This window comes from Streptomyces griseobrunneus, assembly GCF_046713465.1.
GTDB lineage: Bacteria > Actinomycetota > Actinomycetes > Streptomycetales > Streptomycetaceae > Streptomyces > Streptomyces microflavus.
The window spans coordinates 8,212,537-8,230,475 of sequence record NZ_CP177080.1 but is presented as its reverse complement, the minus strand read 5'-3'; the positions used below and the strand labels follow the sequence as shown (position 1 = coordinate 8,230,475).

Below are 17,939 nucleotides of genomic sequence, written 5' to 3'. Positions count from 1 at the left end.
CAGTTACCGAGTACACCACCCACCTCAGCAGCGTTCTACTCAAACTGACCGAGGCACAGTGGCCGGAGCATCCCCTGCCGTGAGGAACAGCCTGGTTGACGGTCTACGACGGCAGGAGGGATTCTGTCCAGCTATCACCTGGCGGGGGGACGAAGAAGTAGCCACCGCCTGTGGTGAGGACGTACTTCGCCAGGCTCTCGCCCTCCAGGCGGCGTTGTACCGTCTCGAAGCCCTGGACGAGATCTCTCTGGAAGCAGGAGAAGATCAGGCCGCTGTCGCCATCACCCCTGTCGTAGCTGTAGCTACGACGCACCATGGGCGGCGGGTTACGCCGGTCAGGTGCGGCAAGCCGTACGTGGGAGTCCAGGGGCGTGGCTTTGCCGTGGAGGTCAGCGGCGAAGTTCGGCTGCTCCTCCCCCGGCGTGCCATCGAGCCATCGTCCCTCCCGCCGGCGCCCGATGATGCGTTCCTGCTCGTCGACCGAGTCCCGGTCCCAGAGATCCGTCGCGAACCGCACGATACGAATCACCTGGTAGCTCCCGCCCTCGGCCCAGACCGGCTCACCCTGCCCCGGGACAACGACAGCACGGTCGACGACTTCCCGCTCACTATCCGGATTACCGAACCCCTCCGTGAAATGAAACGGGTTACGCGCCAGCCACTTACCACCCTGGGTCCGATTCTCTTTCCTGAAACCGCCGATCTTCCAGCGCTGCCTCCACACCGGCATGACAGAAAGAAGCCTCCTTGCGGCGTCTTCCAGATCAGCCGCACTGCCACTTTCCAAATACACCAGCACGTCACCATGAGTCTGCGACTCATCCAAGAGGTCGCCAGAGAAACTGGGCATGGGCTTCAGGTGACGCGGCCCCAGGGTGTGGGCGTTAGAAAAAAGAGAACTACCCAGCCCCACACTGATACTTACGCTCCCCACATTCTCCCGAGCGACACCTTTAATTAGTTGCCCAAAGGCGACGGAGAATCGTGATACATCTGGTTGCAGCACGTCCAGCACCACACACAAAACACGCCTTCTGGGGGCTTGCATCCAGATCTGCCGAGCGAAGTCGGGAAAAGTTTGAAATTTAACAATACGGCTGGGCTTTGCAGAATCTGCCGCAATCGAGGCACCCGCAGAGATACTTCCAGTGGCAGCCAGCAGGAAGCGTCTACTCACCATGCCCCTATATCTCCTTCGCATCAACTTTTAGGCGGGCAAAGACCGGCATCATTTACTTTTACAGCAAGAAGATTTTCGATCACTGTATAGACACCACAAAAATACCCATCCTACGCCCACTCGCCTCATTGCGAGCATACTCACAAGATTCCCTGGATTTCCATCCAGGAGTGAATTTCCCTTTGCACCCCCTCTTCTTTGACGTGAGAAAATACCCACGCGAGAGCTGAAAGGATGAGCTCAACATCTTGCAACTCCGAAAAAGCTACTTCATCTGCCAGCGTCATATCCTCGCCAACAGGCGCGTAAAACCCCTCATCTGCATTAAGGTACTCGGCCTCGCGCCTACCCGATTCCGCGATTGCATGTTCGCGCGTAATGGGGATCTTCCGTAGCGCCCACTCTGCAGATCCATCCGGCGTAAGGATGTACGGTAGGCCGGATATCGGAGGGTCGAATCGGAGAGTGAGCGTTGCAATTCTGAGAATCCAGTAAGCTCCGATCGCAGCCCGAATACCCTCAATCTCCACAGCCAGCACAATGGCCTCTGCGGCGAGGTTTAGGTCACTTGTGCGTCGATCAGGAGAAATTTCCCTAAAGGGGGCGGCGCCGAGCTCCAGGGACTCGAAGATCGATAGCCACCACTGCGGAGAGGTGCCGTCAGGAAAGCGGCGAGACACCCAGTCATCAAGCCGCCCTTCAGGGACATCTCGCATTTCCTGAAGATCTGAATCTACCTTCATTTCCTACGGTGCTCTCCCGCCAAAGTCTCGAATGACTGCTAGTGGTATTCTAATTCCGACTTCAGCGAAGGCATCTACACCCTTTCTGACGAAAGAAGCGGCACATTCGGCACATTTTGGTGTGTAGTGACCTGTGAAGTTGTCGAACGAGGTGACTCTTCCGCCGGTTCCGATTGTAATCTGCCCAGCTCCAACGACCGGAGATCCACCGCTGGCTATCGTGTGGTGAATCCCGGGCAAGTTGCGAACGATGTTCAGGTTACCGCTCTCTCCTACCGTCCAGAGAAATCTGCCGCCCCCTGCGACTGCCTGCGAGAACCCTGGAGAGCCAGCCGCAATGGCGGATACCCCGTCGAAATCGGCCGCGATCTGTTCGAACGGCAGGTCGCCAGACTTGCCGTTGGATTCCACTCCGGTTCCACAGTTATGCACGAGAACTGCGGTGGCGCCCGCCAGTACATAGTAGGTGTGTAGGTCCTCAACAGTGAGGTTGTAAACCGTTGTTGCCTCGCCATAAGCGCGGACGGCAACGACCTGTATCCACGTGCCGGCGCTGGTCTGTAGCCATTGGCCTGCTTTGAGCTGCCCTGCTTCGACCCACTCCTGGCTGTCCGCCACCCAGAACGGGTGCCCCTCCGTGGCGCTGACGATGCTGTCGGTGGGGCCACCCGGGCTTTCGACGGAGATGTCAACGAGTTTTTTCTTCCCGCTGCCCTCAATGAGAGCTGTTACTTTTCGGGGGCCGCGTTCACCAGTCTTCGGGTCTGTGGCGAGGACTTCGTCGCCGACCTTGACCTGCTTGATGGTCTTGCGGCTTCCGTCTGCCATGACGACGGGGGTGTCGCCGGTGAAGCTGTTGCCGGTGAGGCAGCGACCGCCAGCAAGTTTGGAGCCGATTCCTGCCCCCAGGATGCCGAACAGGCACCCCGTTGCAGCTGCGGTGCCGACTTGGCCCCAGTTGACTTTGCGGCCGGAGAGGCGTTGGCCAAGCCAGTCCAGGCCTCCGTCGAGCAGTCCGCCGGCTATGCAGGCGGCGGCCATGGGGGTGTTGCCGGTGGGGTCGGTGTAGGTGGTCGGTGAGGAGAGGGCGTACTGGTAGAGGTTGATGCCTCCGGCTTGGCCGATGGGGTCCTGGGAGATGAAGCGCCCGGTCTGCGGGTCGTAGTAGCGGGCCCGGTAATAGAGCAGGCCTGTGCCGTCGTTCTCGCGTCCGGTGAACGTGTACGGGTTGGAGGATGTGGCGCCCGCGGTGGTGGGCTGTCCGTTGGGGTCGTAGGTGTACTTGGTGGCGATAGTGCCGTCCGGGTCGGCCAGGCCGAGGACGGTGCCCAGCGCGTCGGTGAGATAGACCTGTGTCTTGGTGCCTTCGGTGCGGGTCAGGAACTCATCCAGTCCCGACATGCCCACCGTTGCCTTGGTGGCCCCCGCACTGTCCTGCTCGACGGCAGGATTGGATCCATCGGTCAGGAACTTTGTCTGACCTCCTGCGACGGTCTTGGAGTTCCGGGTGCCGAGCGGTTCATACCCGAATGTGCTGCTCTGGCCACTGCGGTTGAGGCCTGTGAGCTGCCCGCGGGCGTTCCAGGTGTAGGTGCGCAGGCCGTCGTTCTTGAGCTGGCCGTCGGCGTCGTAGGTGAAGGATCGGCCGCTGTAGGTGGTGATGCGGTTGTCCTTGCCGAAGACTGCCCCGGTTTCGGCGGCCGGCAGTGCGACGTTCGCCAGCGATCCGGTAAGGCCTGTCTGCAGGCCGCGCTCGTCGCGGGTGTAGGCGAGCTGGCCGATGTTCTTGGTGCCCTGGGTGTAGGCGATCGACTGGATGGCACCGGTTTTGTCGATGCCGGTGGTGCGGGTGAAGCCGCCGGGTATGTCTGCGCTCTTCTCCCGGCCTGTCGGGTCGAGGTGGAAGGTGACCTGGCGGCCCTGGGAGGTGAGCGAGGTCAGGATGCTGGAGCGGTCGTAGCCGTAGGTGGTGGTGGCTCCGCCTGCGGTCATGGTCTCGCGGCGGTCCGTAGCGTCGTAGGTGTAGCCGACCGCTCCGGTCGGTCCGGTGACCGTCTTGGGTCGCTCGTAGGCGTCATAAGCGAAGGTCTGTGCGCCGGCCTGGGTGTCGGTGACCTTCTTGACCAGGTCGAGAGCGTCGTATTCGTAGGTGGCGGTGGACTCCGCCACTCCCAGGGCGTTGACGCCGTACTTGACGTTCTTCGTGCGGCCGAGGAGGTCGCGTTCGGTGGTGGCGACCAGGCCGGAGCGGCTGGTCGCCTTGTTCAGGAAGCCGGCCGCGTCGTACTCGAAGCTGGCCTGCGCACCGAGCGGGTCTGTTGCGGACTTCGGCCGGTCAGCGTTGTCGTAGGCCCAGATGGAGGCGTTGTTGCGGGCATCGGTCAGAGTGGTCAGGTTGCCGTTGTCGTCGTAGTCGAAGCTGGTGCTCTGGCCCAGTGGGTCAGTGATCTTGCGTGTCTGGTTCAGCTTGTCGTAGGCGACGGTGGTCTGGGAGCCGGCGGGGTCCTTCAGAGCGGACAGCCTTCCGGCAGCGTCCGTGAACTGTCCCGAGATCCGTCCTTCTGCGTCCTTGACCGCGATCAGTTGGCCGTTGCGGTAGGTGTACTCGGTCACAGCCTGGGACGGGTCGGTGGCGGAGGTGATCTGTCCGTCCGGCTGGTAGGTGAAGGAGGTTTTACGGCCTTCCGGGTCCGTGACTGTTCTCAGGTCACCGTTGGTGAAGTAGTCGAAGAGGGTGTCGTTGCCCAGCCGGTCGGTGATCTTCGTTGGCTGGTCGAAGGGGCCGTTGAAGGTGGCGGTGTCCGAGGCGCGGGCATTGGGGGTGCCGGCTTGTTCGACGGTTTTCGTCACGTAGCCGTTGGCGTCGTAGGTCAGCTCTGTGCGGCGTTGGTAGGGGTCGATGATGGCGTCGATGCGGTTGTAGGGGCCGCGCACGTACTGGGTTTTGCGCTCGAGTGCAGATCCGCGCGCGGCGATGTCCAGTACTCCGTAGCCGGCGGTGTTGAACTCGACGCGGCGTACTTCGCCGCCGGGTTTCGTGACGTCTGTGGCGGTGATCCGGCCGGTGCCCGTCTGGGTGTAGGCGAAGGAGTATTTCTGGTTCTCGGTGAGGACCTGGTCCTTGAGCTTGCCGTCCGGGTGGAACGTGTTGGTCATGTAGGTGATGTCACGGGCGTCTTTGGCTGTCTTGATGCGGTTCGACGTGCCGTCGTAGGTGTAGGAGCTCACCTTGTTGGCAGGGTCGGTGACTGTGCTCAGCCGGCCTGCGGTGTCATAGGTGTAGGAGGTGGTGCGGCCTGCGTTGTCACGGGCTTGGCGCACCCGGTGCTCAAGGTCGTACTCGAGGATGATCCATCCACCCTGCGGGGCCGTGATCCGGATGAGGTCGCCTCGGTTGCCATTGCGGCGGGTCAGCTTGAGGGCGTTGCCGTGCCGGTCACGGATTTCCTTCAGGGGTGAGTAGAGCGGGAAGACCCATACGCTTCCGTCCCTGAAGCGCAGTTCCCACTGGCTGTTGACCACTTTGATCGTCGAGCCGCGGAAGCCGGTGGGAGTGTCGATCGGTTCGAAGAAGGCGTTGTCGAATCCGGTGCCTGGTGTGGTCCGGACGTAGTGGATCTTCTGTCCTCCGGGCAGGTAGAGGTCGACTTCCGTGTACTGCTCCTCGGAGTGCAGGAAGGCGTTGTACGACAGGTCCCGGCCGATCCCGAAGGCTCGTTTGCGGGTGTCGCCCTGCCAGTAGGTGCGGTTCACCTCGGCCGACTTGTGGGGGTCGGCAACGCCCAGGTCGGTTCTGGAGTCGGTGAGCATGCCCGTGGCCAGGTCGACCGGGTCGCCTTCGAGCCAGTCGATGACATCGCGTAGTCCGGTCAGGTCCCAGGGGACGAGGTCGGCGATGTTGAACATGGCCCCGTGGAAGGCCCACACGCGGGTCTTGGCGTCGGGGACCACTTGCCTGCCGTCCGGGCTGACCCGCCCGTACCCGTAGACGTGCCATCCCTTCCCCTTGGGGTCGTAGTCCATGAACTCGACGCGGGTTCCGGGAGCTTCACGGGTGTAGTTGGGGTAGATGATCTGCGCCCCCTTGGGGAACACATACGTCCCCCCGGGTTGGACCGTGAAGTAGACCGGGACGACACCGTTCTTGGGCAGGGGGAACGGGGACCGGTCGATCGGGATGGCCGTGATCCCCAGCTCTGTGACGGTTTTGCCGTTCTCATCCCGGACCACGCTGCCCTTGGGGATGCGGACCTCAAGGCCGGGGATCTGCGGGGTGGTCAGCGTGATGTCCTTCTTCGCCGGGGCAGCGAAGGACATGGTGTGCTTGGTGTCCAGTGGGGACAGCCAGATGGGGAATCCGAGGTCGACGCTGCGGCCGGATTCCGGGTGGATGCGGATGTCGAATCGGCCGTACTGGCGCTGCTTGGTGTTGGCACTGGCGCCGTCCACGACGAGGGTGGTCGACTCCGGGCTGATGTGGGCCAGCAGGAATCTTCCCTGGGCGTCGGTGTGGCTGCGGTGTGATCCGACTCGCACGGTGACGTCTGCGAGCGGTTTGCCATCGAGGCGGAGAACGCGGCCGGTCAGAGCGGTTGTTCCGGGGGGTGCCCTGAGGCGTGCGGGGGCTTTGGGGGCGTCACCGCGTGCTGTGGTCCAGTCGCGGCCCTGCAGATTGGCTGCGCCGGGCTGCCAGGTGTCTGCCCCCGTCGGCATGATGCCTGCGTCGGCGCTCTTGTCTGTGGGCTTCTTCTCCGGGCTGGCGCTCTGGGGAGGTGTCTGCCTGTCGGTGGGGGTCTTTGCCGCGGCAGGGGTGGTGGTGAGTCCCAGGTTGTAGGTGCCGGTCGAGGCGGTGGCCGTGTCGACAGTCAGGGTGTATGTGCCGACTTCCGGCAGGGTGGTGAGGTCCTTGGAGAGGGTCGTCGTGGTCATGTAGGTGGCGTCGTAGACCCATCTGCCGGCGGGGCTCCACAGAGACAGTTTCCAGGGGCCGGGGGGTGTGTCGAGGGTCAGGGTGAGTTTCTGTCCCTGGGTGCCGGTGAAGGTGTAGCGGGCGTTCTGTCCTGCTGTGGTGATCGTTGCGGGTTTCTTGCCGCCGTTGACGGTCAGTGGGGGTGCTTGTACGTCGGGGAGCAGGGTGGCTGTGGTGTTTCCCTGTGCCGGTGTGTTGGGCTGGATGAGCACTTTGTGCTTGCCGGCGGCCAGCGGGGCTCTGAGGGATGCGTCGAATCCGGTGCCGGTCATGGAGCCCAGGTTTGCTGCTGTTGTTGCTCCTGGTGCCCAGTGAGCGATGCGGCTGGATCCGGGGAGGGTGTTGCCGCTCATGACCAGGGCGGCGCCTGCGCCGGCTGCCGCGTCGTAGGTGAACTGCAACTGCTGGCCCGGGCGGGTGATCGTTCCGCCAGCGGTGGGCTGCCCGGATGAGAGGGAGCCTGCCTGGACAGGAGTGGAGAGCCATGCTTTCGCAGTCCCGGTACCGCCCTGGTCGGGAGTGATCACCACGGTGTATGTGGTGCCGGGGGTGAGACTGTTGAGATAGAACGCCACGGGAGTGCTGGCCGGGACGTAACCGAGGTAGGTACCGGTTCCCCCTGCGGGGCCCACCAGGCGGGCCTCTCCGGAGGTCGTGAGCGCGACGTCGGTGAGGGCGAGTCCGAAGAACTCTGCGTCTGGTGCTTCGAACTGTGCCCGGATCCGCTGCCCGGTTCGCGCGATGGCGAGCGGCTGGGCTGCTCCGTCGACCGGGAGGGTGCTCACCACATCTGCGGACAGTGCCAGTTGCAGGGTGCCGACTGCCCCTTGGTAGGGGTCGATCAGCACACGGTACTGGCCCGTCTCGGGCAGGTCTTCCAGAACGAAGGTGCGTGTGCTTCCAGCGGACTGGCTCTGGCTGTCGATCACTTTCGCTCCCGAAGGTGCGAATACCGTGACGAAGACCGAAGTGGTGAAGGTGTTGCCGCTGGAGCCCAGGGACAGGTCATCGCCCGCCGTGGCCTGGAAGGTTGTCTCCGCGTCCTGGCCGGCCCGGTCGATGGTCACCGTGCCCGCGGGACCGGTCCTGGTGAGTTCGGGGCTGAAGGCGGGCGTCGACAGCGTCATCGTCATCGTGCCGGTGCCGATCTGCTCCGGCTCCAGCTTCAGTGTGTAGATTCCGCTCGCCGCCAGGACGGGGCTGTCCCACTCACTGGAGGAGTTCGACGGCGCGATGAACCCGCCGTCGAGAGCCCTGCCGTCCGGTCCTATGACCTTCATCGAGGTGTAGGACGGAAAATCCTTGGCCTTGACGCCCAGGGACACCCGCTGGCCTAGTTGCGCGGAGAACTGGGCGATGCCGTTCTGTCCCGGGCGGGTGATCGCCAGTTCGGTTCCCGGACCGGTGGCGGACAGCTGCCCCGCATCGGCATAGCGGGAGCCCGTCACGCGAGCCGTGCCCGTTGCCGTGTTGGCCGGGTCGAGCCACAGATCATAGAGGTCCGTCGAGGGCAACGCTCCGATGTCGAGCTGGATAGCGGATCCGCCGTTGGCGTAAGCCTGTGCGACCTGCTGCCGGTCCGGTCCCAGCAGGACCACGTGCATGGACGTGCCCCTGGTCATGTTGGTCGCGTCGATGCCGACGCTGAGCGATTCGCCTTTGGTGCCTGCCAGAGTCCAGTGGCCTTCCTGACCGACGCGCTGCAGGGACGTGTCCGCGGTCGGTGCCGCCAGGTCGAGCACACCGCCGGATGCTTTGGACACGGTGACGGTAGCCGCACCGATCGTGGCGCCCACGGGGTCGATCACCAGGGAGTAGGTTCCGCCCATGGCGAGTTCGCGGGCCTCCCAGTTTCCCTGCTTGTTCAGTGACGTCGCACTCCCCACCTGGCCGCCCTGCGGGTCGTAGAGCCTCAGAACAATGGTGGAGTCGAACGTTGAAGCGCTCACACCGAACCCGATGTCGTCGCCCTGCTCAGCGTCGAAGAGCACCTGCGCCTGCTTGTTCGGCGTTGTCACCGCCACGGTAGGAGGAGTCTCGTCCGTCACCGATGTCTGCACCGTCATCTCGAAGGTGCCGTCATCGCTGCCGGGTGTGACCGTGAAGTTGGTGGCCGCGGTCGCGAGCCCGTCGGGTGTCTCCACCTGAAGGCGACCGGTCTTGGCCCCTTCAGGCACCTTGACCGTCACCGAGGTAGTCGTCGCGGCGACCAGTTCACCCAGCATTCCGCCGTTGAAGCGCACCACGTTGTCAGTGACCACCGGGGAGAAGCCCGAACCCGCGAGCACGATCTGGGCGCCGGGTGCGGCAGAGTTCGGAGTGGCCTGGGTGATGACCGGCCCTGACGGGGCCAGGGAGAACGTCTCAGGTGACTGTGCGTTCGCGCTCCCCACTTTCACGGAGACTTTGCCGTTAGCCGCTCCCGCCGGCACCGTCACCACGAGCCGGGTAGCCGTCGCAGAGATGACCGCGGCGGCTTTGTCGCCGAACAGCACGGTGTTGTTCGCGGCAGTGGCAGAAAACCCGGTGCCCGACAACGTCAGCTTCGCTCCGGCGGGAGCCCGTACCGGCACCGCCGACAGCACCGACAGGACGCCGGAGGGGAAACGTTCGATGGCGAGGCGGTTGCCGGCCGCGTCGAACCGGTAACGCGCCGTCTCCCCAGCAGGATCCGTCACCCCGACCATGCGCCCCAGGGCGTCATACGCGTAGACGGCGTTGCTGATGCCCGCGACCGCAGCAGCCGGACCATGCGTACCCGGTTTCGCCTTCTTCGGGCCAGGGGCACCCGGTTCGGCCTCTGCTGCCGGCTGAGGTGACGGCCGCGACTCGGGAGGAGCAGCAGACTGACCCGAGACCGGCGCCGAGCTCGGCGAGGGCGGCACAGCTTCTGCTGACACCGCACCTGCAGAGAGAGCCAGCACCAGCATGCCCACCGCAAGCCATGGGCGCCGTGCTCCCCTGCGCACCCCGAACAGCTCCCCGTGCAACAGCACTTGCCCTCCCCAGAGCAACCCCGTCGACCGCGCAAGAACACACAAGTTCACGCCTTGCACATAAGGCGTCACAACTTACACACAGGGAGCCAGGCGCACGAGAGAGCCCAGATGATCTGGCCGAGATCCGCCAGCACGAGCTGCCGGAGACAGTCCTGACGCCTCCAACACCGGATGAGCACGGCGCAGACACAACAGCCGGCAAGCGGAGGCGTACACACCCCGCCGCACCGCGCCGTCCGGTGCAGTTGAGCGCCTTTGGAAAGCCTTCGCCCAATGACGCAACGGAGCGCCACACCATCGCCGGACCGGCAGGCTGAAACAGTTCCCATGACGGAAAGCAGGCCCTCGACCACCCACCCCGAAGGGCAGAACATCAGCCCGGAAATCAGCGGCACGATCCGGCCACCAATCCGCGAGGTGTCCCGCTTGGCAGCCAGGAGTTCCGCTCCGTCCGCAGCGTCGATGGCGGTCTTGATGAGTTCCGCGGCGCGGCCGAGGTGGCTTGGGGCTTGTCCCGTGTTTTCTGTGTCTCGAGCGGGGTGGCGGCCAGCAGTGCGGCAAGGTGCGCATGGATCATCGAGGTCAGTTCGGCGACAAGCTCACGCAGGATGGTGGGCAGTGCTGTCAGCGGGCCTCTGGCGTCCGTGTTGTGCACCAAGGCGCGAAGTTCGGTGAACTCAGCGGGCAGGCCTTGAGGTCTGCCGCTCCACCGTCGGTGGCCTGTGCTGCCTCTGCTACGGCTGTGAAGAAGCTGCTGTGCCATTTTGCGAGACGCTGGAACAGAGCGGCGTGCAGGGTCTCGGGGACTCCGAGCGGGCCGGTGGGCAGTGGGGCGACGGGCTGCGCCAGCAGCTTTCGCGCCTCAGCAGCGGCCTCGCGGCGTGCTCTGCCGACCGTGTCGATCTTCCCATGGCTGGGGACGGTGACCGCAGTCAGAGCAGATGATTCCCCGGATGCGGCTGATACCGCATCCGGAGCAGCTGATCTGTGTGAAGGCCTGAAGGCGTACGAGGTCATGGGAGGGATCACTTCTGTCTGAGCGGGTGCTGACTGCGGCTGACCGGGGGCTGCACCGTCTTCGTCGCGCAGTGCAGCCGCCTGTCGCCCTCCGGCTCGGCCGGAAGGCCACGTGCTCGCCCGGCTTACGGGCAGTGATTGCGTCGCGATGCGTCAGCCTGTCCTGCTGGCACGCCACTCAAGCGCTTGCGGGGTCTCGCTGAACTCCACCAGGTGTTCTCCTGCGAAGCGCTCCAGTGCGGTGCGTACCTCGGTGGGGGTGACGTAGAAGAACTCTTTCCTGCTGTTGACGCGGTTGACGCGCCGGTCGGCGAATTCTTGGTGTAGGCGGGTTTCCAGGCCGACGGCGTCCTTGCTGAAGATCAGGGCGTGGACGTCGAAGCGGAAGGGGACGGCAGCGCCGCTGAGCTCGTAGACGCGGTCGAGGGGTTCAAGACGCCGGGTCATGCCGATCTTGACGATGCTGTCCCCGAAGGCGCCGATGTTGGAGACGACGTAGACGTAGCCGGTGCGGACGTTCGCCGCCCGTGCGTCGACGTCCTGGAGTGCCTGCTGGATCTCGGCGAGTTTGGCTTCCATGTCGCGTACCGCGTCGTGGTTGCCCTGGGAGCGGAGGCGTTCGAGGGCGGCCTCGTAGTGGTTGAGTTCCTTGTTGAGCTTCTCTCGTTCGCGGTCCAGCTCACGCTGGGCTGCCGCTTCTTCGCGTTCGCGGGCTCTCGTCTCGCGCTGGGCTTCCTTCTCCTCGTCCTTCTTCTGCAGGAAGTCGGCCGTCAGCTGCAGTTCGCGGACGCGGGCGTCGTGGTAGGCGTCGGAGATGCGGATGTGCATGGTGGCGCCGAGTCTGGCGATGGTCTCCCGGCTCTTGTAGAGGCGGTCGACCAGCGAGGTGAGGCGGTGGGGGCGCATGGTGCGCACCGCGTACTCGGCCTCTGCGTTGTAGGCGCGGAGCATCAGTTTGGAGAAGTCGCGGATCATCTTCCGGCCCTCGCGCGCGGAGCCGTTGACGGTCCAGTCCGTAGCTGCCAGGACCGCCTGATTGTTGCGTGCAAGATCCTTGATCTCTGCCTTGAGGGAGTCCAGGCGGCTGCGGTAGGCGACCGCGTCGTGAAGCTGGTGCCGGTAGGCGTAGATTCCCGCCTGCTGCAGCAGGACGGTCTCGTCGGTGGTGACGATCTGAGCGCGCAGTTCGGTCAGACGGCTCTCGGCCTGGTAGATCTCACTGCGCTGCCGCTCGGTTTCCTTGCGGGCTGTCTCGGCGTCTTTGGCGACCTGCTTGGCTTCCCTCTTGACGTCTTTGACAGCCTGGCGTGCTTCCTCGACGATCCCTTCGGCCTGCGCCCGGGCCTGGGTCAGCAGCACGGCCGCTTCCTGGCGCGTGCGGTGCACCAGCCCAGCGACCTGGGCGGCATCCGCGCCATGGGCCTGCGCGATCCACGCCTTCAGCTCTTCGAGCTCACTTGCCTCAGACTGTCGCCTACGGCCGAACCAGCCCCGCTTCCGGCCGGCAGGAGCCGCGGGCTGAGGCCCGTACTGGTGAGGGATGGCACCGGTCACCGGAGCGTCGGGAGACTCAGCCAGCCACAACTGCCAGCCCGGCGGAGGCGGCGGCCACGAGGGGTCAGGCTGCCAGCCGTCCGAGGGAACCCACCCTTCAGGCAACAGCCAGTTCGGCGGCGGGTTGAAACGAAACCCATTCACGCTCACGCTCGCACTCCCCCACCCGGGCACCGTTGGGTGACACACCCAGAGCAACTCTCGCGATCATGCCGCGCAGCCTGCCGGGAAAAGAGCCGATCACGAAAAGCGGCGCAAAAGGCGCCTTGGCTGGCCTATGGGGGCCAGAACCTCAGGCGGCGGACAGTCCGTCGCGGAACTCGCTGACACTGTGCTCGCGGCAGTCGACGCGCAGACCGCGCTGGGACAGTCATCCACCGGTCGGTGACCATTCTTGGCGGCTCACCTACGGCGTATCCCGATGCCAAGCGCCCACCAGCTCATATTGAAACGATCAGTTAGCCGGGTGGCGGGGACGCTGAACGACGACTGTTCGCAGGGCTCCGTCATGGCCCTGTGGCTCCTCCATTCCCTCGGGCGTCGACCTTCTGCTGCCTCGGGTGCCCGCCCGACCGGCTCGTGCGGCATCATCAACCTTGTCGCACCGGCGATCACTCCTCGCCGGTGCGACCCCGAACGCGGCTCCAGGTTAGGCAGAGGCAAAGCCCGGTCTGCGGGGCCCTCCCGCGCTGAAGAACCCCTGCTGGAGCGGCATACCTCAGCGCTGGTCAGGTCAGGCGCGCCATGTGGGAAGGACACACAGGCGAGGCAAGACGTCCTCGTCCCGTCAGGGCTCCTCGAGACTGCTCGGCTCATTGATCTTGCCGAAGGGCACATGAACGCTCGGGGTGGTCCGTGAGGTGCTGGCCAGGTGGCTTGCCTGGTCGTCGAAGAAGATGTGCGGCTTGAGAACCTTCATGATCTCGCCCTTGTCGATGCCTCCGAGAAAGAAGGCATCGTTGACCGTCACCCCCCAGCGCTTCAGGCTCATCACTGCACGCTCGTGCGCGGGGGCGTTGCGGGCGGTGACGAGTGATACGTGGAGGCGAATGCGGTAGTGGGCAGTCTTCTGCCGCTCCTCTTCCTCCCGCTGCTGGATCCGGTTGATGCTGGCAAGGAACTCCTTGAGCGGTCCCGCGTCATGCGGCACCGCGGCGTTCAGAACTTCGTGGGCGCGAAAGCCCTCGATACCTCCCGTCTGGAACACCTGCTCCGATGCGTCGGTGGCAAGAACGCCGTCGAAGTCGAAGGAGATGCGCAGGTCACGGTCGCTGGTGTCGTCCCCGTAGGGCTCGCCCAGAACGTGCCCTGCCGGCAGCCCTTGGGAGACGGCCTCGTGGACGTCGCTGGCATTGGCTGAGAGGAACAATGACATGTTGAGGGCGGGCATGAACTTGTAGGGCGAGCGGCCCTGCATGAAGATGGCCCGGCTTATCGGCAGCGCGTGTGTCTCTATCGACCGCATGACCCGGAGTCCGGTGACGGGGTCGTTCCGGGACAGAACGATGACCTCGACCAGAGGGTCGGCTTCGTCGTTCAGGTCGTTCAGCGAGAGCAGGCGGCGGATGAACGGGAAGGCGACACCGGGGCGCAGCGTGTCTTCAAGGTGCTCTTCCTGGTAGGCGCGGTAGCTCTCCTCGCCTTGCTCGCGGAAGACCGCGTCGGACTCTGCGAGGTCGAACAGCGCGCTGGAGGCGATGCCGATGACAAGCCGGTTCGCCAGTTCGTAAGCGGCCACCAGAAACCCCTTTGATCAGCCTGTTCTCTGTGCTCTCAATCATCGCATCAGTCTCTTTGCCGGGCTTGCCGCACCTGCAACGGGCAGCCTGGAGGCGCTGTTGTCCTGCGTTCCGCGGAGGACGGGAGTGCCTGGCCTGCGTTCTACGCGGTAGGACGGGCGGGACTGTCAGGCATTCGAACGGTCCATAGCCACACACAAACACTCGCTCACCTGTGACGAGGCTCAGCCTAGATGCCCCGGGCCAGGACCAGTCCGGTCGGCTTCGGCTCGGGTCGGGGACCAGCGGTCGGCCTCCCCGGGGGGGCTGACCGCCAAGATCCGCCTCGCCGTCGGCAGCCGCCCGTCCTGTGGCCTTCACCATCACGCCTGTCCAGGCGGGCCTCGCCCGCATCCTGAGGTCACGTCCCGTGCGCGGGCGCCCCAGCGTGTCGCTCGGCCCAAGACTGGTCGTGAGGTGTAGATACACACGCTCACCAGGTGTTCGCACCCTGCAGGTGTGGCTGGAAATCGGTGCCTCCAAGTTCCGGGCAGTGGTCGTTCTGGAGCCTTTCCCGAGGTAGGGCATCTTTGCCAATGGGCCCCGGTATGCAATCGGAGCGAGGAACCGGGGGTGCCCTCTGATCCGCCAGGTAGACCGACCCAGCCAAGACGATTGAAGAGCGCACAGTCAGCCACGAGGGAGACCCCCTCCTTCAGACAAGCCACGCCCTGTACGCCGAAGGCTCTTGTGCCGTTCGGGGCGTACGGTCGGCTGCCACGATCAGCCGGTGCGCATAGGCATCGCTCCCGGCCGGCTGTTGGGTTGGCTGTGCTGCCCCGGCGAGGTCAACGATGCCGCCAGGTACGGATTTCCAGGTGGGTGATGTGGGCGTCGGCATGAATGCGGCCGGTTTCGACCAGCCACTGGTGGATGGCCGTGGTGACGTCTCCGCCCGCCGCGTCGACACGGCGGGCGATATCGGCTGCCGCGAAACCTCCCGTTGTGGCGGACCCGTAGGAGCGTTCCTCGGTGTGGTCGGCGCGCTGGATGACGTCGCGGCGGATGCCGGGTGAGTCGGTGCGGCTTCCTGACACGTGGACGTATCCGGTCTTGGCGAGGCGCACGGTGAACGCCAGGCGCAGGCCCTGGCGGGCGGCTTCGGCGATCAGGGGGCGTAGCCGGGACGAGCCGGAAGCGATGGCCTGTGCTCCGGCGCGTCCGGTGCCGGTGCCGGTGGGGGTGATGAGGACGGCTTTGGTGCGGACGCGGGCTCGGGTGCCGCTGGCGGTGGTGCGGCGGGTGGTGTGGGGGGCGGCGATGGAGGCGAGTTCGGTGATGTCGCTGATGCCTGCTGTGTGGACGGCGGTGAGGACCTGGGTGAGGGCGGGGACGAAGGCTGCGCCCTTGTTCTTTGTGTAGAACTGGGAGACGAGGGAGGCGTCGCGGTTGATGATGCGGGCGATGTCGCGTTTGGTGTAGCCGGCTTGTTGGAGTTGGTCGGCGAGGCGGGCTGCTTCGTTGCGGTGCTGTGCCGGGGGGCGCTTGCGGCGCGGTGGCATCAGGCCCTCCCAGGGGTGGGCGCGGCGTGGTGGGCGGCGCGGCCCCTGTCGCGGAGGGTCAGGAGTTCGTCTTCGGTGGCGGGGGCCGGGATGGGGCCGGTGAGGTGGCCTTTGTTGAGGTAGTCGCCTGGCTGGCCGTGGTGGGGCCATGGTTGGGGCTGGGTGAGGTAGACGGCGTCGGTGCGGAAGGCGACGATCGTGCCGGGCGGGGCGTGGAGGGCTCCGGCGTAGGTGTTGTCGTCGCGGTGGCGCTGGGAGAGCAGGGCGGCGCGGGCGGAGGACCAGATGTGGGCGGCCCATTCGGGGTGGGCGTTGGGGTCGCGGGTGAAGCCGGTGGGGCGTTGCCAGGTGATGGTCTGGTCGTCGAAGCCGATGATTTCGGCGTCCGGTGGGACGTCGCGTTCCATGGTGCGGGGTGTGGTGCCGGTGACGGTGCGGGGGCGTTGGGCGAAGGCGCCGATTCCGTAGAGGAGGAGGGCGCGGACGGCGCGGGCGGCGAGGTGGGCGGCGGTGCGCTGGTCGGGGTCGCCGTTCAGGTCGGCCTGGGCGGTGAGGGAGGACCAGGCTTCCTTGAGTTTCTTGGACCAGTCGTCGAGTGGTTTGCCGTCGTCGAAGAGGATCCCGTCGAGGATCTCGATCTTCCACGGGGTGTGGGGGTTGGACAGGGCGGTGTGGATTTCGGGTCCGCCGGCCCAGGTGGTGAAGGTGGTGCCGGGGGTAGCGGGGTAGTGCCAGGCGCGGTCGCCGGGGGCGGGTGCGGGGAGGATCCCGATGTGGGTCCAGGTGTCGGGGACGGTGACGCGGACGTGCCAGTGGCCGCAGGCGAACAGGGCTTTGGTCTGTTCCTTCTGGGACCAGGAGGCGAACGTGGCGGCGGTGACGCGGCGGGGGGTGCCGACTCCGGATTTCCAGGTGTGTTTGGCGTAGGCGAAGGTGCGGTCGTACTCGACCAGGGCGGGGAGCTGGGCGGGAACGTGGGGCGGGGTGATGAGTTCGGTGCGGCCCTGCCCTGCGGTGGCGTGGAAGAGACCGCGGAGCTCTTCGGACAGAACGGGGTAACCGTCCGCGTGCTGGCCCTTGGTCGGGATGGTGCGGGTCCACAGGTCACGGCCGGTCTGGGACGGTGAGCCCATCAGGACGGCGTCGGGCCAGTGGCGGCGCAGGGCCTTCCACAGCAGGACGAACGCGTCCCGGATGACGGCGGGCTCAGTGCCTTCGGTGTCGAACCACTCCCCCGCTGAGCGGATCTCGACGTGCTGGTCGCCGTGTTCGCGCTGGTAGCGGCCGACGGGGTTGCGGGGGTGGACGAAGTGGCCGGCCATCCGGTCCTTGCCGCGGCCGGTGTCCGTGCGCCAGCCGGGTGTGGGGGCGTTCAGCCAGGCGGCGACGGTGTCCTTGAGGAAGGGGTGCTGGTCGGCCTGCCGGTGCCAGGGGGCTCCTGCGGTGATGTAGATCCGCTCGACGCCGCCGGGCAGGACGTGGAAGACGGTGTTCAGGATTTCCGCGGCGCTGGCGGTCGGCAGGTCGATGCGGAACGTCTGGTCGCGGTGGACCAGCACACCGGTATGCGTGTCGAGGAAAACAGTGCTGCGGGCCTGCTGGGTGAAGTTCGGGTGCGCGGAGACCAGGTTCGCGGTATGGGCGAACCAACGGTCCCCATCAGGGCCTTCGGGGATACCGGGCAGGGTGCGCTGTGCTCCCTGGGCCGCGAGAGGAGCGGCGGCGGCCGAGGCTGGCACAGACGTGGCTGCGGGCAGTTCCGATTCCGCTGCCGGTTCAGGGGCGGGGCGGGTCATGGCGGGGGCGACCGTGCCTGTCTGGGCCGGGGTCTGTGCGGGTTCGGTGCCGCCGGGCAGTGCTGTTTCCCCGGCGGGCTCGGGGACTTGGACGGCCGGGGAGGGCGGAGCTGCCGGTTCGGGCGACGGAGGAACGGGAGCAGGGTTTGGCTGTGCTGCGGTGATGAGCCGGTCGGGGGCGAGGATGGGGGCGATCGCCACGATGTCGGCCAGGCTGAGCCCGGCGGCGGGAGCGATGCGCTCCGCCTTCGCCTTCTCGTATCCCGCGAGCGCGGTGATCCTGCGGGCGCGGTCCGTCTCCAGTTTCTCCAGCGCAGCCTGCGCCTTCCTGATGCCGTCCCGCAGGACGCGCAGCTCGGCCAGCTCCGCGTTGTAGGTCTTTGCGTCCATCACGATTCCTT

At 65.6% G+C, this 17,939-nt stretch carries 7 protein-coding genes; all 7 read right to left on the bottom strand.

The features are described 5' to 3' along the window. Nucleotides 1-103: 103 nt before the first annotated feature. The gene (locus ACK8N7_RS37380) at nt 104-1,180 is read right to left on the bottom strand and encodes a Dyp-type peroxidase (protein ID WP_500445631.1); all 1,077 of its coding nucleotides are present in this window, start codon (nt 1,178-1,180) and stop codon (nt 104-106) included. Between the two features lie 140 nt (nt 1,181-1,320). Further along, entirely contained in the window at nt 1,321-1,923 is a 603-nt protein-coding gene (locus ACK8N7_RS37375) for a hypothetical protein (protein WP_500445629.1), read from the bottom strand. Between the two features lie 3 nt (nt 1,924-1,926). After that, nucleotides 1,927-9,888 carry an RHS repeat-associated core domain-containing protein gene (locus ACK8N7_RS37370; protein ID WP_500445627.1) on the bottom strand — a complete coding sequence of 2,654 codons (7,962 nt, stop codon included), beginning with the start codon at nt 9,886-9,888 and terminating at the stop codon, nt 1,927-1,929. A 1,173-nt stretch (nt 9,889-11,061) separates the two neighbouring features. Beyond that, the gene (locus ACK8N7_RS37365) at nt 11,062-12,267 is read right to left on the bottom strand and encodes an SNIPE associated domain-containing protein (RefSeq protein ID WP_500445625.1); all 1,206 of its coding nucleotides are present in this window, start codon (nt 12,265-12,267) and stop codon (nt 11,062-11,064) included. A gap of 982 nt (nt 12,268-13,249) precedes the next feature. Beyond that, nucleotides 13,250-14,200 (bottom strand): 5'-nucleotidase, encoded by a 951-nt coding sequence (locus tag ACK8N7_RS37360; protein WP_500445623.1) that lies wholly within the window; start codon nt 14,198-14,200, stop codon nt 13,250-13,252. Between the two features lie 828 nt (nt 14,201-15,028). Continuing rightward, nucleotides 15,029-15,742: a helix-turn-helix domain containing protein gene (locus tag ACK8N7_RS37355; protein ID WP_500445621.1), complete on the bottom strand. Its 714-nt coding sequence runs from the start codon at nt 15,740-15,742 to the stop codon at nt 15,029-15,031. Beyond that, nucleotides 15,742-17,928: a hypothetical protein gene (locus tag ACK8N7_RS37350; RefSeq protein ID WP_500445619.1), complete on the bottom strand. Its 2,187-nt coding sequence runs from the start codon at nt 17,926-17,928 to the stop codon at nt 15,742-15,744. The genes ACK8N7_RS37355 and ACK8N7_RS37350 overlap by 1 nt, the downstream gene beginning before the upstream one ends. Nucleotides 17,929-17,939 lie beyond the last annotated feature (11 nt).